The sequence below is a fragment of the Streptomyces sp. NPDC041713 genome, from assembly GCF_055591085.1.
On record NZ_JBVIZY010000009.1, the window covers coordinates 138393 to 162235 of the forward strand.

General features: G+C 71.9%; 21 protein-coding genes. 10 read left to right on the plus strand and 11 right to left on the minus strand.

What is annotated here, in order from left to right:
* Positions 1-50 precede the first annotated feature (50 nt).
* Positions 51-941: an alpha/beta fold hydrolase gene (locus tag ACZ6CV_RS26115; RefSeq protein WP_469253122.1), complete on the plus strand. Its 891-nt coding sequence runs from the start codon at positions 51-53 to the stop codon at positions 939-941.
* A 24-nt stretch (positions 942-965) separates the two neighbouring features.
* Here the strand turns inward: ACZ6CV_RS26115 and ACZ6CV_RS26120 are convergent, their stop codons facing one another.
* Together ACZ6CV_RS26120 and ACZ6CV_RS26125 are read right to left on the minus strand one after the other, a co-directional pair.
* Positions 966-1529 carry a hypothetical protein gene (locus ACZ6CV_RS26120; RefSeq protein WP_469253123.1) on the minus strand — a complete coding sequence of 188 codons (564 nt, stop codon included), beginning with the start codon at positions 1527-1529 and terminating at the stop codon, positions 966-968.
* Between the two features lie 28 nt (positions 1530-1557).
* Positions 1558-2187, minus strand: coding sequence for a YceI family protein (locus tag ACZ6CV_RS26125; RefSeq protein WP_469253240.1), 630 nt, complete (start codon positions 2185-2187; stop codon positions 1558-1560).
* A 277-nt stretch (positions 2188-2464) separates the two neighbouring features.
* Here ACZ6CV_RS26125 and ACZ6CV_RS26130 point away from each other — a divergent pair, with 277 nt between their 5' ends.
* The 7 genes from ACZ6CV_RS26130 (at position 2465) to ACZ6CV_RS26160 (ending at position 10694) form a co-directional block, all read left to right on the plus strand.
* Positions 2465-3025: a hypothetical protein gene (locus ACZ6CV_RS26130; protein WP_469253124.1), complete on the plus strand. Its 561-nt coding sequence runs from the start codon at positions 2465-2467 to the stop codon at positions 3023-3025.
* A 170-nt stretch (positions 3026-3195) separates the two neighbouring features.
* Positions 3196-4044: a DUF4097 family beta strand repeat-containing protein gene (locus ACZ6CV_RS26135; protein ID WP_469253125.1), complete on the plus strand. Its 849-nt coding sequence runs from the start codon at positions 3196-3198 to the stop codon at positions 4042-4044.
* Positions 4045-4239: 195 nt separating this feature from the next.
* Positions 4240-5217: an ATP-binding cassette domain-containing protein gene (locus ACZ6CV_RS26140; protein ID WP_469253241.1), complete on the plus strand. Its 978-nt coding sequence runs from the start codon at positions 4240-4242 to the stop codon at positions 5215-5217.
* A gap of 61 nt (positions 5218-5278) precedes the next feature.
* A complete protein-coding gene (locus tag ACZ6CV_RS26145) occupies positions 5279-6124 on the plus strand; it encodes an ABC transporter permease (RefSeq protein WP_469253126.1) in 846 nt (281 codons plus the stop codon).
* 176 nt (positions 6125-6300) lie between these two features.
* Positions 6301-8649, plus strand: a complete 2349-nt coding sequence (locus ACZ6CV_RS26150) for a polysaccharide lyase 8 family protein (RefSeq protein ID WP_469253127.1) — start codon at positions 6301-6303, stop codon at positions 8647-8649.
* Positions 8650-8844: 195 nt separating this feature from the next.
* Positions 8845-10437 carry an acyl-CoA carboxylase subunit beta gene (locus tag ACZ6CV_RS26155; protein ID WP_355811577.1) on the plus strand — a complete coding sequence of 531 codons (1593 nt, stop codon included), beginning with the start codon at positions 8845-8847 and terminating at the stop codon, positions 10435-10437.
* Between the two features lie 62 nt (positions 10438-10499).
* Entirely contained in the window at positions 10500-10694 is a 195-nt protein-coding gene (locus ACZ6CV_RS26160; protein ID WP_355811580.1) for an acyl-CoA carboxylase subunit epsilon, read from the plus strand.
* A 58-nt stretch (positions 10695-10752) separates the two neighbouring features.
* On the opposite strand, the gene ACZ6CV_RS26165 is transcribed toward ACZ6CV_RS26160, so the two are convergent.
* Complete coding sequence (locus tag ACZ6CV_RS26165; protein ID WP_469253128.1) at positions 10753-11637, minus strand: LysR family transcriptional regulator; 885 nt, start codon at positions 11635-11637, stop codon at positions 10753-10755.
* A 116-nt stretch (positions 11638-11753) separates the two neighbouring features.
* Between ACZ6CV_RS26165 and ACZ6CV_RS26170 the strand changes: the two genes are divergently transcribed.
* Positions 11754-12143, plus strand: a complete 390-nt coding sequence (locus ACZ6CV_RS26170) for a tautomerase family protein (protein WP_469253129.1) — start codon at positions 11754-11756, stop codon at positions 12141-12143.
* Positions 12144-12207: 64 nt separating this feature from the next.
* On the opposite strand, the gene ACZ6CV_RS26175 is transcribed toward ACZ6CV_RS26170, so the two are convergent.
* The 8 genes from ACZ6CV_RS26175 to ACZ6CV_RS26210 form a co-directional block, all read right to left on the minus strand.
* Positions 12208-12792, minus strand: coding sequence for a GTP-binding protein (locus ACZ6CV_RS26175; protein WP_030361923.1), 585 nt, complete (start codon positions 12790-12792; stop codon positions 12208-12210).
* Entirely contained in the window at positions 12773-13363 is a 591-nt protein-coding gene (locus ACZ6CV_RS26180; protein ID WP_469253130.1) for a DUF742 domain-containing protein, read from the minus strand. Before ACZ6CV_RS26180 ends, ACZ6CV_RS26175 begins: the two co-directional genes overlap by 20 nt.
* A gap of 95 nt (positions 13364-13458) precedes the next feature.
* A complete protein-coding gene (locus ACZ6CV_RS26185) occupies positions 13459-13872 on the minus strand; it encodes a roadblock/LC7 domain-containing protein (protein ID WP_055564496.1) in 414 nt (137 codons plus the stop codon).
* Positions 13873-13882: 10 nt separating this feature from the next.
* Complete coding sequence (locus ACZ6CV_RS26190) at positions 13883-17047, minus strand: sensor histidine kinase (RefSeq protein ID WP_469253131.1); 3165 nt, start codon at positions 17045-17047, stop codon at positions 13883-13885.
* Positions 17048-17386: 339 nt separating this feature from the next.
* Complete coding sequence (locus tag ACZ6CV_RS26195) at positions 17387-17977, minus strand: GTP-binding protein (protein WP_355811597.1); 591 nt, start codon at positions 17975-17977, stop codon at positions 17387-17389.
* On the minus strand, positions 17958-18359 hold the full coding sequence (locus tag ACZ6CV_RS26200) for a DUF742 domain-containing protein (protein ID WP_055564453.1): 402 nt from the start codon (positions 18357-18359) through the stop codon (positions 17958-17960). The genes ACZ6CV_RS26195 and ACZ6CV_RS26200 overlap by 20 nt, the downstream gene beginning before the upstream one ends.
* A 141-nt stretch (positions 18360-18500) precedes the next feature.
* Positions 18501-18914 carry a roadblock/LC7 domain-containing protein gene (locus tag ACZ6CV_RS26205; RefSeq protein WP_030787430.1) on the minus strand — a complete coding sequence of 138 codons (414 nt, stop codon included), beginning with the start codon at positions 18912-18914 and terminating at the stop codon, positions 18501-18503.
* 9 nt (positions 18915-18923) lie between these two features.
* Entirely contained in the window at positions 18924-22883 is a 3960-nt protein-coding gene (locus tag ACZ6CV_RS26210) for a sensor histidine kinase (RefSeq protein ID WP_469253132.1), read from the minus strand.
* A gap of 573 nt (positions 22884-23456) precedes the next feature.
* Here ACZ6CV_RS26210 and ACZ6CV_RS26215 point away from each other — a divergent pair.
* Positions 23457-23657 carry a hypothetical protein gene (locus ACZ6CV_RS26215; protein WP_469253133.1) on the plus strand — a complete coding sequence of 67 codons (201 nt, stop codon included), beginning with the start codon at positions 23457-23459 and terminating at the stop codon, positions 23655-23657.
* Positions 23658-23843: the final 186 nt, after the last annotated feature.

Consider the following 23843-nt stretch of genomic DNA (forward strand, 5'->3'; position numbering starts at 1 on the left):
TACCGTCTCATACTGTCGGGTCGCCGCGGCGCTCACGAAAGGTCGGTCTCATGCCGGAACGGGTTCAGGAGCAGTACGTCGAGGTCGCGCCGGGCGTGCGGCTGTGGACCGAGCGCCGGGGAGCGCCCGACGCCCCCGCCCTGCTGCTCGTCATGGGGGCCCAGGCCTCCGGGCTCGGCTGGCCCGAGCCGCTGGTGGACGCGCTCGCCGCCCACCACCACGTCATCCGCTACGACCACCGCGACACGGGCCGCTCCACCCGGTCCTTCGACGAGCACCCCTACGCCGTGACCGACCTGGCGCGCGACGCGGTGACGGTCCTGGACGCGCTGGGGATCGAACGCGCCCACCTCGTCGGCCTGTCCCTGGGCGGCATGCTGGCCCAACTGGTGCTCGCGGACCGGCCCGAGCGGGTCCTGAGTGCGACCCTGATGGGCACGTGCGCGCTGAGCGAGACGCCGTACGTACGGCCGGACGGCACGTCGGTGCCCGTCGCGGAGCTGCCCGGCATCGCGCCGGAGATCCTGGAGATGTGGTCGCAGCCGGTCGAGGACCACGGCCCCGAGGCCGAACTGGACCGGCGCGTCGAGCACTGGCGGCGGCTGAGCGGCGACCAACTGCCGTTCGACGCCGCGTACTTCAGGGAGCTGGAGCGCGGCATCATCGCGCACGCGGGCAGCTACCTGGACTCCGCCGCGCACGGCAGGGCCGACGACGCGGGGATGCTGCGCACCGCGGAACTCGCCCGCACCCGGGTGCCCACGCTCGTCGTCTCCGCCACCGCGGAGCCCGTCTTCCCGCTCCCACACCCCCAGCACCTCGCCCAAGTCATCGCGGGCGCACGGCTCGTGGAGATCACGGGCATGGGCCACTCGCTGCCGCCGTCGGTGCACGGGCCGCTGGCCGAGGCGATCCTGGGGCACACGCTGAACGGGCGGTGAGCAGACAGGAGGTGGGGTGCGCGTTCACTGTCTCCGGGAGAAGGGGGACGGTGGCGTCGCGGGCGGGGGAGTCACCGGCCACCGGCCCGAGTGCCCCGGCGGCAGCGCCAAGTCCCGGCGGACCGCCGCGTAGAACGCCCCGCGCGCGGCCCGCTGCTGTTCGAGGAGGGCCGCCCACGCCTCGGGATCGTGCGTGTCCTCGCGCAGGAAGCGCTCCATCGCGATCACCGTGAGGACCCACGCCCGGCCCTCGTCGACCACGTCCGGCGCGCCGAGCAACAGCAGCGCCTCCCCGGCGGGGTCCCGCGCCTCGGCCGCCTGGGTGAAGTGCACCGCTGCCTCTTCGGGCGTGAGGGGGTGCGGGTGCGGGTCGTTGCCGAGGTGGGCGGCGACCCGGTAGGTGAGGCTGACGGTCTGCTTCAGGACCCGGGCGTACTCGGTGTAGACGGCGAGCCGCCGCTCCTCCCAGCGCGCCGCCTGCTCGCGGCGGAACCGGATGCGGTCGCCCCGCGTGATCGCCACGTAGGAGCCGACCGCACCGATGACCACGCCCAGGAGGGCGGGCAGTTGCTGTATGAACTCGGACACGGCGAAACCGTAGCGCGCACCGGCAGGTTCAGGCGCCGGCCTTGATCGCCGAGATGTCGAAGTTCAGCTTGATCTTGTCGGAGACGAGCACGCCACCGGTCTCCAGCGCGGCGTTCCACGTGAGGCCCCACTCCGAGCGCAGGATCTCCGCCTTGCCCTCGAAGCCGACGCGCTCGTTGCCGAACGGGTCCTTGGCCGCGCCGTTGAACTCCAGGTCGATGGAGAGCGGCTTCGTGGTGCCCAGGATCGTCAGGTCACCGGTGACGCGGTAGTCGTCGCCGCCCAGGGCCTCCGTCCTGGTGGAGCGGAAGGTCATCTCCGGGAACTCGTCGGTCTTGAAGAAGTCCGCGCTCTTCAGGTGCCCGTCGCGGTCGGCGTTGCCCGTGTCGATGCTCTGCATCGTCACGTCGAGGGTCGCCGTCGAACGGGACGGGTCCGTGCCGTCCAGGTGCAGGGCGCCGGTGAAGTCGAGGAAGGAGCCCTTCACGTTGGTGACCATGGCGTGCCGCGCGACGAAGCCGATCGTCGAGTGCGCGGGGTCGATCGTGTAGTCACCGGTCAGCGCGGCGAGCTCCGGGGTGACCGCGGCGGGGGCGGTGGAGGTGGCGGGGGCGGCGGTAACGGTGTCGGTGTCGTTCTTGCGGCCGAAGAGACCCATGACGTGCTCCTTGGGGACGAGCTCCGGTGGGAGCTGCTGTTGAAAGTTCAACGAGATTGAATGTAGCGCGATTAGGTTCAATGTTCAACCTCTAAGGCGGCGTGTCTTTTCTGGCGCCGCGCGTGACGCCATGGCTCTGTGCGGGTGGTGTCATTGTGGTGCCAAAAGCGCTGCCATGCGGGCTGGCCTGCGGATATAGGTCCGAGGTGGGCGGTGTCGGCCGCTCCTGGTGGCATTGGCTCTTGTGGTGGTGCCAAAGTGGTGCCACTATGGCGTCATGAACCTCACGCAGTACGTCGACCAGCTCCGCCACGAGCTCGCGGTGGCCGCCGAAGCCGGCGGGGACGAGGCCCGCGCGCTGGCCGAGCGCCTCACCGCCCCGCTGGAGTCGGCCGCCCGCCTCACCCTGCTGAACGCGCTCTCCGCCGCCGCGGACGAGATCACCGTCGATCTCGCGCCCGGCTCGGTCGACGTACGGCTGCGCGGGGTCGACCCCGAGTTCGTGGTGACGCCGCCGCCCGCGGCCGAGGCGTTCGACGCCCAGGCCGAGTACGCGGCCCTCATGCGGGCCCAGCAGGTGCCGCCCCCGCCGCCCGCCGCGCCCGCCGCCCCCGACGCCGCGGAGGACGGCGGCACCGCCCGGATCAACCTCCGGCTGCCGGCGCACGTGAAGTCCCGCGTGGAGGAGGCCGCGAACCGGGACGGCCTCTCGGTCAACGCCTGGCTCGTCCGCGCGGTCTCCGGAGCGCTGGAGCGCCCCGAGGTGCCGGGGGAGGCGAAGTCGGGCCGCCACGGGTCGTGGAGCGCCGACAACCGCTTCACCGGCTGGGTGCGCTGACGCGGACCCGCCCGCCCGGCCCGCGCCTCTCTCGGGCCCGCGCCCCTCAGGCTCGCGCACACCTCGGGCCCGCGTATCCCTCGCGCCCCGCACGGCATCGTACGCACCGCCCCCCCACCTCCACCCCATCGAGCCTCCGGGGCTCGACGAGCCCCCAGGACGGGACAGTCATGCCTGCTTTCGACACTCCGAAGCCCATCTCCGCCACCCTCACCATCGAGGTCGGCACCCTCCGGATCGTGGCCGGGGATCGCACGGACACCGTCGTCGACGTACGCCCCAGCAGCGCGTCCCGCGACGCGGACGTCAGGGCGGCCGAGCGCACCCGCGTCGAGTACTCCCACGGCAAGCTGCTGGTCAAGGGGCCCAAGGAGCGCTCCCTGTTCGGCAAGGGCTCGTCCGTCGACGTGGACATCGCGCTGCCGGCCGGCTCCGAGGTGCGGGCCACGTCCACCATGGGGCACATCACCGCCGAAGGCGCGCTCGGCGAGAGCGAGTTCAAGACCTCCGCCGGTGACCTGCAGATCGAGCGGACCGCCGGGGTCAGGGCCACCACCGGCTTCGGTGACGTGCGGATCGGGTACGCGGACGGGGCGGCCCACGCCGCCACCGGGTCCGGCGAGATCCGGCTCGGCGAGATCCGGGGCGAGGCCGTCGCCAAGAACTCCAACGGCCCCGTCGGCCTCGGCGACATCGAGGGCGACGTCACGGTGAAGACGTCCAACGGTTCCGTCACCGTCGACCGCGCGGCCGCCGACGTCTCCGTGAAGACCGCGTGCGGCTCCATCCAGGTCGGCGAACTGGTGCGCGGCACCGGCGAGTTGGAGACGGCCGCGGGCAAGATCGACGTCGGCATCCGCGAGGGCACGGCCGCCTGGCTCGACGTACGGACCGGGGGCGGCGTCGTCCGCCAGTCCCTGGAGGAGTCGGGCACCTCGCAGGCGCCCGCCGACGCCACCGACACCCTCAAGCTGCGGGCCCGCTCGGGCTTCGGCGACATCACGGTCCACCGCGCCTGACCCCACACCCGCCGCCACTCCCGCCCTCAGCCTCACTCCCTTCTCTCTCTCCCTCCGCCGTGCCGGTCACCGACCCGAGATTCGTTTCGAACTGGTGTCCGATATCAGCGCTGCCCGGAACCGGGCGCCCCGCCCGCGCCCCCACCCGCGCCCGCCCCGAAAGGAACGGACATGAGCACGCCCCACACGCCCCACATGCCCCACCAGACGCCGACGCGGTCCCGGCCGCAGTCGCCCCCGGCCGCGATCACCGCCACCGGCCTGCGCAAGTCCTTCGGCGAGAACACCGTCCTCGACGGCATCGACCTCGACATCCCCCGGGGAACCGTCTTCTCCCTGCTCGGCCCCAACGGCGCCGGCAAGACCACCGCCGTGCAGATCCTGTCGACCCTGATCGGCCCCGACGCGGGAGAGGCCAGGATCGCGGGGCACGACCTGGTCCGCGAGCCCGGGAAGGTGCGCGCCGCGATCGGCGTCACCGGCCAGTTCTCCGCGGTCGACAACCTCCTGACCGGCGAGGAGAACCTGCTCCTCATCGCCGACCTGTACGGCTTCGGCCGGCGCCCCGCGCGGCGGCTCGCCGCCGGTCTCCTGGAGCGGTTCGACCTCGTCGAGGCGGCGAGGCGGCCCGCGTCGACGTACTCCGGCGGCATGCGGCGCCGGCTCGACATCGCGATGACCCTGGTCGGCAGCCCGCGCATCATCTTCCTCGACGAGCCGACCGTCGGCCTCGACCCGCGCAGCCGGCACACCATGTGGGAGATCGTGCGCGGCCTCGTCACCGACGGCGTCACCATCTTCCTCACCACGCAGTACCTGGACGAGGCCGACCAACTCGCCGACCGCATCGCGGTGTTGAACGGCGGCAGACTGGTCGCCCAGGGCACCCCCGCGGAGCTCAAGCGCCTCGTCCCCGGCGGCCACGTCCAGTTGCGCTTCGCCGGCCCCGACGGCCTGGAGAAGGCCGCGCGGCTGCTCGGCACCGGGACCGCCGACGCGGACGCCCTCACCCTGCAGGTCCCCAGCGACGGCAGCCTGAAGTCCGTGAAGGCGGTGCTCGACCGCGTCGACGCCGCCGAGATCGAGGTCGAGGGACTCGGCGTCGACACCCCGGACCTGGACGACGTCTTCTTCGCCGTGACCGGCCGCCCCGACCACGCGCCCCGCCCATGACCCGCCGCCCCGACCACGCACACCCGACCGGCCGCCCCGACCACGAGAAAGCGACGACCCGATGAGCACCGTGACCAGTACGCCGGCCGCCACGGCCGTCCCGCACCCCGACGGCGCCGGCCCCGCGCCCACCTCCGCGCTGCGCAACTCCCGGACCATGCTCAGGCGCAACCTCATGCACGCCCGCCGCTACCCGGCCATGACGATCAGCCTGGTGAGCATGCCCATCGTCATGCTGCTGCTCTTCAACTACGTCTTCGGCGGCACGATGTCGGCCGGCATGGGCGCCGGGTCGTCCGGCGACTACCTCTCCTACCTCGTCCCCGGCATCCTGCTGATGGCCGTCGGCGCCGGTGTGCTGCCCACCACGGTCGGCGTCAGCATCGACATGACCGAGGGCATCGTGGCCCGCTTCCGTACGATGCCGATCAACGGCTCGTCGATCCTCACCGGCCGCGCGGTCGGCGCCGTCATCCAGATCCTGCTCAGCGTCGTCCTGGTCATCGGGGTCGCCCTCCTCGTGGGCTTCCGCTCGGGCGCCGGACCCGTCGAGTGGGCCGCCGCCTTCGGGCTCCTGGCCCTCATGTCGCTGGCCCTCACCTGGCTCGCGGTCGCGCTCGGGCAGCTGGTGAAGGCCCCGGAGGCGGCCAGCAGCGTCGCCCTGCCCTTCTCCTTCCTGCTGCCTTTCCTCAGCAGCGTGTTCGTGCCGCTGGACTCGATGCCGGGCTGGCTGCACCGCTTCGCCGAGTGGCAGCCGTACACCGCCTTCACGGAGACCCTGCGCGGGTTGCTGACCGGCTCCGAGATCGGCAAGTTCGGTCCGCTCGCGGTGGGTTGGGGCGTCGCGATCGCCGTACTCGGGTTCCTGTGGTCGCGTGCGCTCTTCCGGCGGGGCGCCAAGCGGTAGGGCGCAGGGGGTGGGGAGCGGGGCGCTCCGCCGGGGGCGTCCCGAAACCGCGCGAACGGCTTCGGCCGGTCGCGCGGTTCTCCGCGTCCGGTTCATGTCTTCTTGAGGGACGCGTTGAGGGACGCGCTGTCAGAGGTATAGACAGCGCTTTCTGAACGCTGGTACACCCCTGTCGCATGACGCCTACCCGCCGCGCCTTTCTCGCCGCAACCGCTTTCGGTACGACTGGAGCCGCCGCCTTGCTGTCCCTGCCGTCCCCCGCGCACGCCGCCGCGGGCGACGACGAGTTCACCGTCCTGCGTGAGCGGTGGCTGGAGATCTCCCTCGGCACCGGCTACGACCCCGCCACCGAGCCGTACGCGACCCGCCTGAAGGAGACCGGCGACCTCGCCCGCGCCGCCCGCTCGGCGATGGCCCCGGCCGCCACCTCCCTGTGGCCCGACGCCCCGTTCGACCCGCCGGCCGGCATCACCCTGAGCTACAGCAGGCTGTGGACGATGACCCAGGCCTACGTCTGCGAGGGCACCGGGTCGACGGGCGACGCCGGGCTCCTCGCCGACGTGCTGCGCGGCATCGACCACCTGGCGGCCACCGTCTACCACCCCGGCACCACCCGCTACGGCAACTGGTGGGAGTGGCAGATCGGCAGCCCGCGCCTGCTCATGGACATCGTGGCGGCGCTGCACGACGAACTCGGCGCGGAGCGCAGGGCCAAGGCCTGCGCCGCCGTCGACCACTTCATCCCCGACTCCGAACTCGGCGCCTACACCGGCACGTCGACCGGCGCCAACCGCGTCGACCTGTGCCGCTCCGTCGTCCTGCGCGGCATCCTCGGCAGGTCCCCGGCCAAGGTCGCCCTCGCCCGGGACGCGCTCTCGCCGGTCTTCCCCTACGTCACCCAGGGCGACGGCCTCTACCGGGACGGCTCGTTCGTCCAGCACACCTGGATCGCGTACTCGGGAACGTACGGCCAGGTCATGCTCGACGGTCTCGGCCGGCTCTTCGCGCTGCTCGCCGGGTCGACCTGGGCCGTCACCGACCCCGGGAAGCAGATCATCCTGGACAGCGTGGAACGGGCGTACGCGCCGCTGATCCTCGACGGCCTGGTGATGGACGGCGTCAACGGCCGTGCCGTCAGCCGCGGTTACCTCAAGAGCGACGACCGCAGGATCATGCGCAGCGACCACTTCCACGGCCAGGGACTGATCGCCGCCATCGCCCTGCTCGCGCAGGGGGCGAGCGCCGCCGAGCGGGAGCGCTGGCACGGCCGCATCAGGGGCTGGATCGAGCGGGACACCGTCACGCCGATCCTCGCCGCGCGGCAGTTCGGGGTCGCCGACCTGGCGCGGCTGCACGCGGTCGCGGACTCCGGTGTGCGGGCGGCGCCGGAGCCGGTGGAGCACCGGCTGTTCGCCGCCATGGACCGTGCCGTGCACCGGCGCCCCGGCTTCACGGCGCAGCTCTCGATGGCGTCGGAGCGGATCGCGTACTACGAGTGCGGCAACGGCGAGAACCCGCGCGGCTGGCACACCGGGGCCGGCATGCTCTCCTGGTGGGCCGCGGGGGAGCACGGCGACCAGTACACCGACTGGTTCTGGCCGACCGTCGACCCCTACCGGCTGCCCGGCACGACCGTCTCCACCAAACGGCTCCCGGACCGGGCGGGCGGCGAGTGGGGCGCGGCCCGGCCCGCCGTGACCTGGGTGGGCGGGGCGACCGACGGCGAGTTCGCCGCACTCGGGCAGCACCTGAAGGGGCTCGGCTCCACGCTGACGGCCCGCAAGTCCTGGTTCTGCGCCGCCGACGCCGTCATCTGCCTCGGCGCCGGGATCACCGCCGACGACGGGGCGGCCGTCGAGACGGTCGTCGACAACCGCAACCTGGGCGAGGGCGGCGACGCCCACTTCACCCTCGACGACGGCCCGCGCCCCCGCTGGGCCCACCTCGAAGGCCACGGCGGCTGGGTCTTCCCCGGCGGCGCGCGGGGACTGCACACCCTGCGTGAGGACCGGACCGGCGCCTGGTCCGACATCAACACCACCAGCTCCACCGAGCGGCGGACCCGGCGCTGGCAGACCCTCTGGCTCGACCACGGCACCGACCCCGCCGACGCCACGTACGCCTATCTCCTGATGCCCGGGGCCTCGCGCCGCGCCCTCGCGGCCAGGGCGGCCGACCGCCGCTGGTTGTCGGTCCTCGCCAATTCCGCCGCGATCCAGGCCGTGACCGTCGACTCGCTCGGGCTGACCGCGGCGAACTTCTGGCAGGCGGGCGAGGTGGGGCCGCTGCGCGCCACCGCCCCGGCGAGCGTGCTGATCCGGCGCCGGGGCGGGCGGGCCACGGTGTGGGTGAGTGAGCCCCCGCGCACCGGAGAACCGCTCGAATTCACCTGGAACCGGCCCGTCTCCCGGGTGGCGGCCAAGGACCCCGGGGTGCAGGTCCTCGGCACCGGCGGGTCGCTGCGGCTGCGCGTCACCCCGGGAACCGCGTGTGTCAGCCACCGATGTGAGGTGACTCTCAGGTGACTCCCGGGCGGCCTGACCGGTGCGGGACCGCCCCCGCAGGGGTTCTTTTGTGGAATTCCTACAGCGGGGGAGGGGCTGAGCCGTCACTTCTTCAGTACGGCGGCCCTCTTCTGTCCGGGGGTGCCAGGAAAACGGCCCGGAGACTGTGAGGAGTCGACGGTCCGTTTCCGCGGGGGCGCTCCGTAAGGTCGCTACATGACCGTTTTGGACGAGACCGCTTCGCCCGGGGGCGAGCCCACCGACTCGCGTGGCCGCGTGGCCGAACTGCACGAGATCCGTGCCGAGGCGCTGCGCGGGCCGAGCGAGAAGGCGACCGAGGCGCAGCACGCCAAGGGCAAGCTGACCGCACGCGAGCGGATCGAACTGCTCCTGGACCCGGACTCGTTCAACGAGGTCGAGCAGTTGCGCAGGCACCGGGCCACCGGCTTCGGCCTGGAGGCCAAGAAGCCGTACACCGACGGTGTCATCACCGGCTGGGGCACGGTGGAGGGCCGCACGGTCTTCGTCTACGCGCACGACTTCCGGATCTTCGGCGGTGCCCTCGGCGAGGCGCACGCCACCAAGATCCACAAGATCATGGACATGGCCATCGCGGCCGGTGCCCCGCTGGTCTCGCTCAACGACGGCGCCGGCGCCCGTATCCAGGAGGGCGTCTCGGCGCTCGCCGGCTACGGCGGCATCTTCCAGCGCAACACCAAGGCCTCGGGCGTCATCCCGCAGATCTCCGTCATGCTCGGCCCGTGCGCGGGCGGCGCGGCGTACTCCCCGGCGCTGACCGACTTCGTGTTCATGGTCCGCGACACCTCGCAGATGTTCATCACCGGGCCCGACGTGGTCCGCGCGGTGACCGGCGAGGAGATCACCCAGAACGGCCTGGGCGGCGCCGACGTGCACGCCGAGACCTCGGGCGTGTGCCACTTCGCGTACGACGACGAGGAGACCTGCCTCGCCGAGGTCCGCTACCTGATCTCGATGCTCCCCTCCAACAACCGGGAGAACCCGCCGGCGCACGAGTCGGAGGACCCGGTGGAGCGCCGCTCCGACGTCCTGCTCGACCTGGTCCCCGCGGACGGCAACCGCCCGTACGACATGGCCAAGGTCATCGAGGAGCTCGTCGACGACGGCGACTTCCTGGAGGTCCACGAGCGCTGGGCGCGCAACATCATCTGCGCCCTGGCCCGCCTGGACGGCAAGGTCGTCGGCATCGTCGCCAACCAGCCGCAGGCGCTGGCCGGTGTCCTCGACATCGAGGCCTCCGAAAAAGCCGCCCGTTTCGTGCAGATGTGCGATGCTTTCAATATCCCGATCGTCACGCTCCTCGACGTCCCGGGCTTCCTGCCCGGTGTCGACCAGGAGCACGGCGGCATCATCCGGCACGGCGCCAAGCTGCTGTACGCGTACTGCAACGCCACGGTCCCGCGGATCTCGCTGATCCTGCGCAAGGCCTACGGCGGCGCGTACATCGTCATGGACAGCCAGTCCATCGGTGCCGACCTCACGTTCGCCTGGCCGACCAACGAGATCGCGGTCATGGGTGCCGAGGGCGCCGCCAACGTGATCTTCCGCCGGCAGATCGCCGCCGCCGAGGACCCCGAGGCGATGCGGGCCCGCATGGTCAAGGAGTACAAGGCCGAGCTCATGCACCCGTACTACGCCGCCGAGCGCGGCCTGGTCGACGACGTCATCGACCCGGCCGAGACCCGCGAGGTCCTCGTGAGGTCGCTCGCGATGCTCCGCAACAAGCACGCCGACCTGCCCTCGCGCAAGCACGGCAACCCCCCGCAGTAGCGGCGGTCCGGCGTCCACCACCGCAGTAACCCACGCAGTTGCCCACAAGGAGAACGCTGCAGATGACCACCCCCGACATCCGCGTCGAGAAGGGCCACGCCGAGCCCGAGGAGGTCGCGGCCATCACCGCGATCCTGCTGGCGCGCGCCGCCGCCCAGCCGGCCGCCCCCGCCGCGCGCCGCGGCCGCGACAAGGCCGGCTGGCGCCGCCTGGAGCGCAGCCCCGGCTTCCGCGCCCCGCACAGCTGGCAGGGCTGACCCACACGGCTTCGCCGAGGCCCCCGCTCTCCTTCGGGAGGGCGGGGGTCCTTTCGCGTCACATCGGCGTGCCGGCGTCCCCCGCCAGGTGGCCGACGGCCGCCTCCGCCAGCGGCCGGACGGCCGGGTGCCAGCCGCGCCCCCGCGGCCCGCTCAGGACCAGGCGGCGCGAGACCCGGGGCGTCACCGGCAGCAGCACCAGATCCACCGGCAGCAGCGGCCGGGACACCTCCGACAGGACCGTCACACCGATGCCCGCCTGCACCATGCTGATCAGGGTCGCCAGATCGCGGACCCGGTGCGCCGGGGCGAACCGCAGCCCCGCCCGGTCGTGGAGCGCGCGGACCCGCTCCTCGCAGCCGCCCGGCGATATCAGGAAGTCGTCGTCCTCCAGATCGCTGATGTCGACGGCCCGCTCGCCCGCCAGCGGATGGTCCCGGCGGAGCAGGGCGCGGTAGCCGTCGGCCGTGAGCAGGGTGCCGGGGCCCGGCGGCGGGTCGACCAGTACGGCGGCGTCGGCCGTGCCGTTCTCCAGCCACGCGGCGATCTCGGCGCTCTCGCCCTCGAAGACCCGCACCGTCACCTGGGGCGTGCTCTCCCGCCAGTGCCGCAGCAGAGCGGGCAGCAGCCCCTGGGCGACCGTCGGGGTGGCGGCAAGGCGCACCGTGCCGGTCAGGGTGGCGGCGGCGTCCGCGGCGACGCGTTCGACGGAGCGGACCGCCGACAGCGCGCCGCGCGCGTACGGCAGGATCCGCTCGCCGAGCGCCGTCGTCCGCACCGGGACCGACCGGACCAGGAGCGGTCCACCCAGCTCGCGTTCGAGGGAGGCCACGGCGTGCGACACCGCCGACTGCGTCACGGCCAGTTCGGCGGCGGCCGCGCTGAAGCCGCCCGCGTCGACCACCGCGAGAAACGCTCTGAGCTGCGGGAAGTTCACGGTCATGAGACGGCCTCATCCCTCCATGACGGACGTGTGTTGGATCAAGGATGCCCGGCGGGGCGAGAGTTGCTCCGGGCCGCCGGACCGGTGGCCCGAGGGAGACACCGCAAGGAGAAGCCATGCCTCACATCCGGGCCACCGTCACCGACCCCGACTTGCCCGCCGACGTCCGGCACGCCCTCGCCGAGGGGCTGACCCGCCTGGCCGTCACCGCGCTCGGCAAGTCGGCCGCGCGGACCGTCGTCCACCTCGACCTCGTCCCCGCCGACCGCCACTACGTGGCCGGAAAACCCCTCACCGACGGCGTCCGCGATGTGCACCTGGAGGTCAGCATCACCGCCGGCACGAACAGCGCGGCCCAGAAGGCGGCCTTCATCGCCGGGGCCTCCGCGTTCCTGACGGAGCTGATCGGCCCGCTCGCCCGGGGCGGCGTCGCCCTGCACGAACTGCACCCCGAGAGCTACGGCTACCAGGGCGTGACCCAGTTCGACCACTACCGCGGGACATGACAGGGGCCCGCACGCCGCGGCGTGCGGGCCCACATCCGCGTACGGGCAAGAAAAAGGGCGGGCGCTACCGCAGCCGCGCCATCAGCGCGTGCTCGACCAGCGTGATCAGCGCGCTCTTCGCGTCCGCGCGGTGGCGGGCGTCGGTCGTGATGATCGGGGTGTCCGGGCCGATCTGCAGCGCCTCGCGCACCTCGTCCGGCGTGTACGGCTGGTGGCCGTCGAAGCCGTTGAGGGCGATGACGAAGGGCAGCCCGGAGTTCTCGAAGTAGTCCACGGCGGGGAAGCAGTCGGCGAGCCGCCGCGTGTCGACCAGGACGACCGCGCCGATCGCGCCACGGACCAAGTCGTCCCACATGAACCAGAAACGGTCCTGACCCGGCGTACCGAAGAGGTACAGGATGAGGTCCTGGTCCAGGGTGATGCGGCCGAAGTCCATGGCCACCGTCGTGGTGGTCTTGTCCCCGGTGTGGGTCAGGTCGTCGATGCCCGCGGACGCGGACGTCATGACGGCCTCGGTGCGCAGCGGGTTGATCTCAGAGACCGCCCCGACGAACGTGGTCTTGCCCACGCCGAAGCCGCCCGCCACCACGATTTTCGCGCTGGTGGTGGAGCGGGCTGTTGCTCCGCCGCTAGAGCTTGCGAAGTCCACTGAGCACCCTTTCGAGCAGTGTCACGTCTGGCTGGCCGCCGGCGGTCTCGTCGCCGCCGGGCTGATGGATGGCGACAAGTCCGGCCTCCGCCAGGTCGGCTACGAGGATCCGGGCGACGCCGAGGGGGATGGAGAGCAGCGCCGAGATCTCGGCGACTGACTTGATCTCGCGGCACAGGTTGCAGATGCGCTGATGCTCGGGCAACTGGCCCTGCAACTGGTGCGGTTGTGCGGTGGTGTGCACCAGCGCCTCGATGGCGAGCTGGTAGCGGGGCCTGGTGCGGCCGCCCGTCATGGCGTACGGGCGCACCAGGGGGTTGTGCGCCGACCCCGCGGGCGCCGGCTCGGGGGCGCGTCGCTGGGGTTGCACGGGCTGGATGCGGGGCGCGTGCGCCGGAGTGCCCTGGTCGTACGGGCGCGGTCCGGGCTGCTGGGGCTGCCCGTACGGCTGGCGGCGGTGGCTCGGCGTGGAGGGGAAGTTGTACCTGTTCGGACCGCCGCCGTGCTGGCCGCCCTGGCCGTGACCAGGGGACCAGTTCGCCGATGACGAACCGTCTGGGGGTGTTGCCACGTTGCTTCCTCCTCCAACTGTGCCGGGCACCATCACTGTGGAGCCGCGTCCCGAAACCTTACGGGGCCGGAACGCGAAAACGCACCGTCCGTCTGTTAGTTGAGAAGGCTCCCCTGGAGCTCGGCGCGCAGGTCCGGCGTGAGCACCGTGCCCGCGCGATCGACAAGAAGTGCCATTTCGTACCCAACGAGACCGATGTCCGCATCCGGGTGGGCGAGAACGGCGAGCGAGGAGCCGTCGGAAATGGACATGATGAAGAGAAATCCTCTCTCCATCTCCACAACGGTCTGGGTCACGGAGCCGCCCTCGAAGATCCGGGAGGCCCCGGCGGTCAGCGAGGTCAGACCCGAGGCGACGGCCGCGAGCTGGTCGGCGCGGTCGCGCGGGAAGCCTTCGGACATCGCCAGAAGGAGTCCGTCGGCGGAGACCACCACTGTGTGGGACACCCCGGGGGTGTTGTCCACGAAGTTGGTGATCAACCAGTTCAGGTTCTGTGCCGCCTGGCTCATCGGGCTCACACTAACGCTCCTGGTTGTAGGTGCTATCAGGGCTGAAGCCCTGGCCATTCGTGTCACTGCCTGCGGTGCGTCCCCGCTGGACGCCGCGGCGCAGGTTGCTCAGCCTGCCCCGTACGTCCTCGGGGTCGCGGGAGACCTGGGGGCCGCCCTGTGGGGTCTGTTCCGCGGTGCCCTCGACCAGGTTGGCCTTGGGCACCCGCCGCGGGAGCCCGGACGAGGTGACCCCGCCCGCCTTCGGCTCCTTGAGGCGCTCGGCGCGCTGCCAGCGCTCGTCGTTGGACGAGCGCCAGTCGCCCGGGCCCTCGCCCGCGGCGGGGGAGCTTCCGTTCCCGTTCGCGGCGGCGGAGCCCCGACGGGGAAGGCCCGCGTCGGTCGTCTCGTGGACCACGGAGGGAGTCGGTCCCGGCCGGTCGAAGCCTACGCGTTCGTCGTCGGCCGCGTGGCCCGGTGCAGCAGATTCCGCTTCCTGGCCGTACTCGGGCTGGTAGCCGTCGTTGCCGGGCCAGTCGTCCTGACGGGACCGCTCCGGATAGGTGATCTGGGGGTCCTGGTAGCCACCGTCCTGGGACGGCTGGGCCGGGTAGTACTGCTCGTCGCGGTACCCGTTCTCGGTGTACTGCCGCTCGGCGTACTGCGGGTCCGTGTACTGCGTATCGCCGTACTGGCCGGGGGCGTACTGCTGGTCGTCGTACCCCTGCCCCTGGTCGTAGCCGGCCTGCTGCCGCTCGTCGTACGCGGGGGCCTGCTGCTCGTAACCGCCCTGCTGGGGCTGCTGCTGCGGCTCCACCTCGTCGCGGAAGAGCGGACGGTGGCCGCCGGGCTGCTGGGCCTGCGCCTCCAGCGCCGCGCGGCGCTCCTCGCGCATCAGCGAGCGGCCGACCGGGTCGAGCTCCGCCTGCGTCTCGGCGCCGTCACCGTGGTAGCGGCTGTCGTCGAAGCCGAGCTCCGCGGCGGTGCGCAGCGGCTCGGCCTCCAGGGCCTGCTGCTCGGGGATGATCGAGGAGACGGTGAACTCGTTGTCGTGCGGCGCGTGGTCGCCACCGCCACCGTGGGTGATCGCGTCCGGCAGCATGACCAGCGAGGTCGTGCCGGCCTGCTCGCCCGAGGGGCGCAGCTGGACGCGGATGCCGTGCCGGTCGGAGAGCCGGCCGACCACGAACAGGCCCATGCGCTGGGAGATCGCGGCGTCCACGGTCGGCGGGTTGGCCAGCTTGTGGTTGATGTCCGCGAAGTCCTCGGCGGTGAGGCCGATGCCCTTGTCGTGGATCTCCACCATGACGCGGCCGTCGGGAAGACGGGTCGCGGTGACGCGGACCTTGGTCTGCGGCGAGGAGAACGTGGTGGCGTTCTCCAGGAGCTCGGCGAGCAGGTGCACGAGGTCGGTCACGGCCAGGCCGTGGATCTCGGCCTCCGGGACGCCGGACAGCTCGATGCGCTCGTACTGCTCCACCTCGGAGGAGGCGGCGCGCAACACGTCGACCAGTGGGACCGGCTGGTCCCAGCGGCGGCCCGGCTCCTCACCGGAGAGGACCAGGAGGTTCTCGCCGTTGCGGCGCATACGGGTCGCCAGGTGGTCCAGGCGGAAGAGGCTCTCCAGCTGGTCCGGGTCGGCCTCGTTGTTCTCCAGGTCGGTGATGAGGGTCAGCTGGCCCTCGATCAGCGACTGGTTGCGGCGCGAGAGGTTGGTGAAGATCGCGTTGATGTTGCCGCGGAGCAGCGCCTGTTCGGCGGCGAGCCGGACGGCCTCGCGGTGCACCTGGTCGAAGGCGCGGGCGACCTCGCCGATCTCGTCCGTGGTGTTGATCGGGATGGGCTGCACCCGGGTGTCGACCCGGCCCGGGTCGGTCCGCGACAGCTGGTCGACCAGCATCGGCAGGCGCTGTTCGGCGATGCCGAACGCGGCCGTGCGCAGCTGGCGCATCGCCTTGGACATCTGCCGGGCCATGAGCCCGGCCAGGATGAACGCGGCGAGCAGCGCGAGGACCACGATGGCGCCGGTGATGTAGGCGTTGCGCTGCGCGTTGGCCGCGATGTCGGACGCCTCGTCCACGGCCTTGTCGGCGAGGTCCGACTCGATGGTGCGGTACGCGTCGAACTTGGCGGAGGTGGTGGCCCACCAGGCCTGCCGCGTGACGCCCTTGCCGGCGAGCACCACGCGGGCGCTCGGCTGGGTGCTCTGCAGGGTGGCGAGGGCCGCGACCATCTTCTCCTGCGAGGGCGGCGGGACGAAGGTCTTGCCCTGCGCCTTGGCCTGGGCGGCGGCCTCCTTGGCCTGCTTCTCGCCGGCGGCCGTCAGCTCCTTCTTGGCGGCCTCCAGCTTGGCGACGTCCTGGGGGGTGCCCCCACCGGTGTACTCCTCGATGGCGATGCGCTCCAGGTAGGCGTACGAGGAGAGGGAGGTGCGCTGCAGCGTCAGCGAACCGGTGCCGGGGCCCGGCTTGACCAGCAGATGGGTGCCGATGGACCGCTCCAGCGAGAGCGCGGCCTTGGAGAGCGAGATCGCGTAGACGGTCCGGCCGTAGCTGGTGATGTTTCCGGTGCCCAGACCGAGCTCGTTGGCGAACTCCATCAGCGGGTGCTGGATGGCGACGTAGCCCTCTTCGGTCTGCACGCCGGGAAGCTTGGTGGTGTACGCGGCCTGGCGCAGCGGTCCGAGCTTCGGCTCGACCTTGCGGAAGCCCTCCAGGCGGCGGTTGAGGCCTTCCTTGTCGGGCATGTTCGAGGCGGCGGACTTGAACTCGGCGGCGGCCCGGTCGGTGGCCTTGCGCGCCTTGACGACGGTCGGGTCGTTCCGCTTGCCGCTCAGCAGCGGGGCGGCGGAGAGGTCGCGCTCCTCGACGAGACGGTTGCCGTAGTTCAGCGACGCCCGCACCAGGCGGGCGGTGTTCTCGGCGTCCTGGGCCTCGCTCCAGGTGTCGATGGAGCCCTTCACCTGGAAGCCGCCCATGACCAGGCCGACGAGCACGGGTATGAGCAGGATCGCGTTCAGCCGGGTCGGCACACGCCAGTTGCGGGGGGACAGCCGTCCACCGGAGGCGACCGGGGGCTCGTTTCCTGGCGCGGCGGCCATGTCGGCGGGGGACGCCGCTGTGCGCGGCGGCGGGGTGAAGTTGCCCCGGGTGTCCCCCGTGGGGGATGCCGCGGGGCTCGGCTTGCTTCGCCTCACTCGACCAACAACCTCTCGGCGGCGGCACTCACATCGTGCCGCTGTCGTCTCCAAGGCCCGTGCTACTGGGCAGTTCAGCGCATTCCAGCACGTCAGGGGCTGCTCTTCCAAACAGTCGGAAGCGAGAGCTCCACGTGGTGTAAGCCTCAGATAAATCGGTCATAAAGAGCGAGCCCCGCCAAAAGGCGGGGCCCATGTGAGCACAGCGACACCAGGTGACCGCGACGCGTGGCGGTCACCGGGCAATTCTCTGTCGAAACGTTATGAACATGGCGAGCGGCCGTGTCAAAGGACACAGATCGCTCCGGTCGGCCTACGGCAACTGCCGTACTGACCTGCTTACTTGAGGCGTGCCATAAGTGCGTGCTCGACCAGGGTGATCAGGCCACTCTTTGCGTCCGCACGGTGTCGCGCGTCGGTCGTGATGATCGGGGTGCCGTCCCCGATCTGCAGCGCCTCACGCACTTCTTCCGGCGTGTACGGCTGGTGGCCGTCGAAGCCGTTGAGGGCGATGACGAAGGGCAGCCCGGAGTTCTCGAAGTAGTCGACGGCCGGGAAGCAGTCGGCGAGACGACGGGTGTCCACGAGCACGACCGCGCCGATCGCGCCGCGCACGAGGTCGTCCCACATGAACCAGAAACGGTCCTGACCCGGCGTACCGAAGAGGTACAGGATCAGGTCCTGGTCCAGGGTGATGCGGCCGAAGTCCATGGCGACGGTGGTCGTCGTCTTGTCCCCGGTGTGGGTGAGGTCGTCGATGCCCGCGGACGCGGACGTCATGACGGCCTCGGTGCGCAGCGGGTTGATCTCGGAGACCGCCCCGACGAACGTGGTCTTGCCCACGCCGAAGCCACCCGCCACCACGATCTTCGCGGAGGTGGTGGAACGGACGGCGTCCGAGCTCGTGTCGCTAGAGCTTGCGAAGTCCACTGAGCACCCTTTCGAGCAGTGTCACGTCAGGCTGGCCGCCGGCGTTCTCGTCGCCGCCGGGCTGGTGGATGGCGACGAGCCCGGCCTCGGCCAGGTCCGCCACCAGGATCCGGGCCACCCCGAGCGGCATCGACAGCAGCGCCGAGACCTCGGCCACCGACTTGACCTCACGGCACAGGTGGCAGATCCGCTGGTGCTCGGGGAGCAGCCCCATCAGCTGGGCCGGGTCGGCCGTGGTGCTCACCAGCGCCTCGATGGCGAGCTGGTAGCGGGGCCGGGTCCGGCCGCCGGTCATCGCGTACGGACGCACCAGCGGCTGGTCGCCCTCCATTCCGTACGAGGCGTCGCCGTACGGGTTGTGAGAGGCGGTGGGCGGGGTCATGGATCCTCCGGGCGGGACAGCAGGTCATCTGCGTGTGCCGTCTGACAGAGCCGGTGGGGGCAGTGTGGCGGCCGGACGGTTGGTCAGTACGTTCGGTCGGTGGGGCGGCCGAAGGGGTAAGGCTTCGGAGCGTGCTCGGGGCTAGTGGAGCAGGCTGCCCTGCAGCTCGGCGCGGAGGTCCGGGGTGAGGACGGCGCCCGCGCGGTCGACGAGGAGGGCCATCTCGTACCCGACCAGGCCGATGTCGCACTCGGGGTGCGCGAGCACCGCGAGGGACGAGCCGTCGGAGACGGACATGATGAAGAGGAACCCCCGCTCCATCTCCACCACGGTCTGGGTGACGGTGCCGCCCTCGAAGATCCGGGAGGCGCCCGCGGTCAGCGAGGTCAGCCCGGAGGCGACCGCGGCGAGCTGGTCGGCCCGGTCCCGCGGGAACCCCTCGGACATGGCCAGAAGGAGGCCGTCGGCGGAGACCACGACCGTGTGGGACACCCCGGGGGTGTTGTCCACGAAGTTGGTGATCAACCAGTTCAGATTCTGTGCCGCCTGGCTCATCGGACTCAACTAACGCTCCTGCTGGTGAGTGGGGCGAGGGAAACTGCCGGTCTGGCCCGAGCCGGCCTGGCGCCCCTGCTGGATGCCCCGACGGAGATTCGTCAGCCGGCCGCGCACCTCTTCGGGGGCGCGCGAGACCTGCGGACCTGTGCTGTCCTGCTGTTGCTGTGCCGTGCCCGCGACCAGGTTGGCCCGCGGGACGCGGCGCGGCAGTCCGGATGTGGTGACGCCGCCCGCGGAGGGCTGGCGGACCCGCTCGGCCTGACGGCCCAGCTCGTCGTTGGGGGAGGAGCGCCAGTTGCCGGGCGCGCCGCCGCCGTTGGTGCCGCCGTTGGCACCGGCGGGCGCGGGGGCGCCGCTCTGGTCCTGGCGCTGGGGGCGCGAGGGGAGCGGGCGCTGCGGCGGCTCGGGGGCCTGGTGGCGGGCCGGCTCGGGAGCCTGGCGCGGCGCGGCCTCGGGGGCTTGCCTGCCGTGCTGCCCGTGCGGAGCGGCGCGGTGGTTCCGCTGCTCCTGGGGGGCCTGCTGCTGCGGGGCCTGCGGGGCGGCCTGCTGGTTCTGCTGCTGCTGGAACCAGTTGGTCTCCAGCGTGTCGAACAGCGGCGTACGGCCGTCGCCGGGGCCCGCGGGGGGCAGCGTCTCGGGCTCGGCGGGCTGCAGGGGCTGCGAGGACTGGACCGGCTGCGCGGGCTGCTGCGGCGCCTGCTGGTCGCGCTGCGGCAGACCCTGGCCCGGCTGCTGCTGCCCGGACGGCTGCGGCTGCTGGGGCAGGCCCTGCTGGGGGTCGCCCTGGCCGCGGCGCGGGGCCGGCGGACGCGGCACGGTGTAGTCGGGCATCTCCCGGTTGCCGTGCTGCGCGGGGCCGCCCGCCTGGTTCGGCTGGCCCTGGTGCTGCTGCGGGTTCTGCGGCCTGCCCTGCTGGTTGTTCGGTCCGGGCCGGTGCTGCGCCGGGTCCTGGTGCGGGCCGGCCGGGGCGCTCTGGCCGCCGAAGACGTCCGAGCGCACGAACTGGCCGGTGGAGCCGTTGTCCTGGGGCGCCTGCGTGCCGGGCGCCTGCGTGCCGGGCGGCGGCGCGTCGAAGTCCGGGCGCGGGAACTCGGCGGTGGAGCCGGGGCCCTGCCGGTCGTCGCCGGTGGGCAGCTCGTACTGGCCGGTGGTCTCCGGCTCCTCGTGCCCGCGCGGGGTGTCGAAGGGCTCACGCGAGACCTGCGGCTGCGCGTTCTCGTCGCTCCAGCTGGGCACCCGCGGCTGCGGGTTGCCGCCGGGCAGCTCGGCACGCGGGCCGCCGCGGGGCGGCAGCTGGGGCCTGCGGCCCTGGTCACCGGAGTCCCCGGGCGGGTTCATCGCGTTCGTACGCTGCTGGGGCACCGGAGGCTGCGGCGCGTTGCCGCCACGGCCGCGCTGCGGCGCCTGCGGCTGACCGCCCTGCGGGGCGAGCGGCGGACGCTGACCCTGACCGGGACCCTGTCCCTGACCCGGACCCTGCGACCGGCCCGGACCCTGCGCCTGGCCCTGACCCTGACCCGCGTCCCGGGAGGGCAGCGCGGCCCGCGGCCCCGACCCCGCGACCTGCTGGCGGGGCGCACCCGCACCGAGCAGCCCCGGGCCACCGGAAGCGCCGGCACCGGAACCGCCGCCGAGCGCGGGACCACCGCGGCCGGGACCGCCGGGCAGCCCGGCGTTGCCGTTGCCCGCGCCGACACCGCGGCGCGCGGCGGCGGCACCGGCGGCGGCCTGCGCCGCGGCGGGGCCACCGGTCGGGGTGGGCGCACCGGGCTTGCCCGGCACCTTCTTGCCGCCCTGGGCGACGTCGACGGGCAGCATGACGAGCGCCGTCGTGCCGCCGGAATCGGACGGGCGGAGCTGGATGCGGATGCCGTGACGCTGCGAGAGGCGGCCGACCACGAACAGACCCATGCGGCGGGAGACGGAGACGTCCACGGTGGGCGGCGAGGCGAGCCGCTCGTTGATCGCCGCGAGGTCCTCGGGGGAGAGGCCGATGCCGGTGTCGTGGATCTCGATGAGCACGCGGCCGTCGGGCAGCGCGTGACCGGTGACCTTGACCTTGGTCTGCGGCGAGGAGAACGAGGTGGCGTTCTCGAGCAGCTCGGCGAGGAGGTGCACGAGGTCGTTGACGACGCGTCCGGCGACCTCGGTCGCGGGGACCGAGGAGAGCTCGATGCGCTCGTACTGCTCCACCTCGGACGCGGCGGCACGCAGCACGTCGACCAGCGGGACGGGCCGGGTCCAGCGGCGGCCCGGCTCCTCACCGGCGAGGACGAGGAGGTTCTCGCCGTTACGGCGCATGCGGGTCGCGAGGTGGTCGAGCTTGAAGAGCGAGGACAGCTGGTCCGGGTCGGCCTCGCGCGACTCCAGCTCGGAGATGAGCGAGAGCTGGCGCTGGATGAGGCCCTGGGAGCGGCGCGAGAGGTTGGTGAACATCGCGTTGACGTTGCCCCGCAGGAGGGCCTGCTCGGCGGCGAGGCGGACGGCCTCGCGGTGCACGTCGTCGAAGGCCGCGGCCACCTGGCCGATCTCGTCCCGGGAGTGCACACCGACGGACTCCACGGAGGTGTCGACGTCCTGCGGGTCCGACTCCGAGAGCTGCTTGACGAGCTCCGGCAGACGGTCCTGGGCGACCTTGGTCGCGGTGTCCTGGAGCCGGCGCAGCGAGCGGATCATGGACCGGGCGACGACGAAGGCGCCGACGAGCGAGACGCCGAGCACGAGCAGGATCAGCGCACCGTTGAGGATGGCCGACTGCTCGGACTCATTGCGCAGCTCGCGGGCCTTCTGCTCCATCTCGCCGAGCAGCGTCAGCTCGATCTTGCCCATCGCGTCGATCTTGGTGGTGTCGGCGTCGACCCAGTCCTTGTACGACCGCTTGTCCTGGAGCTTGATGCCGCCCTCCTGCTCGAGGACGCGCTTGGCGTACTCGTTGGCGGCCTTGATCGCCGGGTTGCCGCCGTCGATGGGCTTGGTCAGCTCACCGGCGTTGCCCGCGTAGATCTTGGAGAAGGTCTGCAGCTCGGAGCGCTCGCTCTCGTTGGCGCTGAGGCCGAAGGTGCGATCCGTCTCGGAGATCTTGCCGTACTGGCTGTCGTTGGCCGGCAGCGCCGCGGCGATGATCGCGCGCTGGACGGACGCGTACTCCTTGGCGGAGGAGAACGCGGCCAGCGAACGCGTGCGCTGGATCATGTCCGGGTTGCTGGTGGCCTGCGCCATGTCCTGCGACAGGTCGAGGAGCTGCTCGACGAGCTTGCTGTAGGCCTCGACGGTCTGCGAGGTCGTGCCGCCCTTGCCGAAGGCCTTCTTACGGACGTCGTTGATGCCCTGCAGCTGCTGGGTGATCTGGACCGCGCTGTGCCGGACGCCGAGCAGGCCCTTCTCGCCGTCGGTGTCGTTGAGGTCCTGGGTGCCCTGCAGGAAGTTGCGGTAGACGCGGTCGGTCTTCTCGCGCGCGCCCTTGACCGTGTAGTCGGAGGCGTCGGCGCCGTGGGCGAGGGGGCCCGCCGACTTGTCGCGCTCCTCCTGGAGCGCCGCGGCCAGCTCGGTGGCCTGCTTGGTCATCTCGGTCAGCAGCTTCATGTTGTCGAGCTGCTGGATCTCGTCCATGGACGAGTTGATGCGGAGCGCGCCGAGGGAGGTCGCCGTGATCACGGGGAGCGCGAGCAGCGACACCAGGCGGGTGGAGATGCGCCAGTTGCGCAGGGCTATTCGCGAGCCGGGGCCGGTGGGTGTCTTGGCGCCCGCCGAACCCTTGCCCTTGCTCCTGCCCTTGGCGGGGGCGGCCGCCGCGCCACCCGTGGCGCCCGGGCGCGCGGAGCCGGGACCGCCGTCGCCGGGCGTACCCGGTGCGGGGCTCTGGGCGTGCTGGGGCGCGGAGCCGCGCTCCGGCTCCGCCGGAGCACTGCCTCGGCCGTGGTCGGCCTGGGGAGACCCCTTGCCATCCCTCTTGAAACGTCCCTGCACTAGCGTCGCAACCTCTGGACCAGGCGTCCTGCCGGTGAACGGCGGGACGGTGTCGGCGTCGTGGGGCGGCGAGCGCCCCATGGGTGGTCGTGAGTGACCGGCGCTGCTCCCCCTCCCCGCCGCCACTCGGCGCTGCGTTGCGCCCCTGCGCGCCGGTTCGATCCCGCGGCGGTCCCGGGAATTCCAGCACAGTGCCGGATCTCCAACAAGGCCCGTGTGTCGCGCCGGGACCTATGTGACTGGTTGTGAGTGCGGGGTCACGAGCCGTAGAAAGTGATCTAGGAGAAAACGGACCCATACCCACAAAGCTTCTACCGGTGGGGGGTGTCCCAGTCTTCATGATCAGGAGCGGAATGGTGCCTTCAGTGGGGCAATGTCCGTTTCCAACTGGCTGACCCTGGGCCGGAATTGACCCATTTGTCGGCTCACTCGTGAGCAAACTCACATGAAGATCATGGCGCCTTCCGGACTTTCGCCGGGAATTGGATGTTTAGCCTGACGCTTTACAGGGATGGTGCATCCGACAATCGCGTCCGCCATGTGACGCCCCAACCGACGAGGTCCGAACAGCAGATGAAGACGGTCAAGTCCACGATGTTCCGCAACATAGCCAACCCGCGCCGCACCACCCTCGCGCACCTCACGGACGCGGACGAGTTCCAGGCGGCCCCGGCCCAGCCGGACCACGCCACCGACCTCCCGACCCAGACGGCGAACCCCAAGCGCACGATCCTGATGACGGCCCCGGAAGAGACCACCGCGTCCGCGGTCTGACGACAAGGCCGCCCAGGGGATCTTCCAGCCCGTCCGGCGTTTGAGGACGAGCCGCGAAGCGGCGACGGGCAGAGCCGAAGGCGCGGGCCCACCGGCGAAGACGCGGGCCACCGAAGCGACGTCGTCAGCAGGCCGCAGGCCCCCGCGTTAGCCTGGAGCGTCATACCGCAACCACCCCAAGAGGCT

Bases quoted from the DNA above. Each gene is read 5' to 3' on its own strand.
- ACZ6CV_RS26165 (WP_469253128.1), bottom strand. From the start codon at position 11,637: ATGACCGTGAACTTCCCGCAGCTCAGAGCGTTTCTCGCGGTGGTCGAC.
- ACZ6CV_RS26160 (WP_355811580.1), top strand. From the start codon at position 10,500: ATGACCACCCCCGACATCCGCGTCGAGAAGGGCCACGCCGAGCCCGAG.
- ACZ6CV_RS26215 (WP_469253133.1), top strand. From the start codon at position 23,457: ATGAAGACGGTCAAGTCCACGATGTTCCGCAACATAGCCAACCCGCGC.
- ACZ6CV_RS26150 (WP_469253127.1), top strand. From the start codon at position 6,301: ATGACGCCTACCCGCCGCGCCTTTCTCGCCGCAACCGCTTTCGGTACG.
- ACZ6CV_RS26145 (WP_469253126.1), top strand. From the start codon at position 5,279: ATGAGCACCGTGACCAGTACGCCGGCCGCCACGGCCGTCCCGCACCCC.
- ACZ6CV_RS26200 (WP_055564453.1), bottom strand. From the start codon at position 18,359: ATGACCCCGCCCACCGCCTCTCACAACCCGTACGGCGACGCCTCGTAC.
- ACZ6CV_RS26115 (WP_469253122.1), top strand. From the start codon at position 51: ATGCCGGAACGGGTTCAGGAGCAGTACGTCGAGGTCGCGCCGGGCGTG.
- ACZ6CV_RS26130 (WP_469253124.1), top strand. From the start codon at position 2,465: ATGAACCTCACGCAGTACGTCGACCAGCTCCGCCACGAGCTCGCGGTG.
- ACZ6CV_RS26170 (WP_469253129.1), top strand. From the start codon at position 11,754: ATGCCTCACATCCGGGCCACCGTCACCGACCCCGACTTGCCCGCCGAC.
- ACZ6CV_RS26125 (WP_469253240.1), bottom strand. From the start codon at position 2,187: ATGGGTCTCTTCGGCCGCAAGAACGACACCGACACCGTTACCGCCGCC.
- ACZ6CV_RS26205 (WP_030787430.1), bottom strand. From the start codon at position 18,914: ATGAGCCAGGCGGCACAGAATCTGAACTGGTTGATCACCAACTTCGTG.
- ACZ6CV_RS26185 (WP_055564496.1), bottom strand. From the start codon at position 13,872: ATGAGCCAGGCGGCACAGAACCTGAACTGGTTGATCACCAACTTCGTG.
- ACZ6CV_RS26135 (WP_469253125.1), top strand. From the start codon at position 3,196: ATGCCTGCTTTCGACACTCCGAAGCCCATCTCCGCCACCCTCACCATC.
- ACZ6CV_RS26155 (WP_355811577.1), top strand. From the start codon at position 8,845: ATGACCGTTTTGGACGAGACCGCTTCGCCCGGGGGCGAGCCCACCGAC.
- ACZ6CV_RS26140 (WP_469253241.1), top strand. From the start codon at position 4,240: ATGCCCCACCAGACGCCGACGCGGTCCCGGCCGCAGTCGCCCCCGGCC.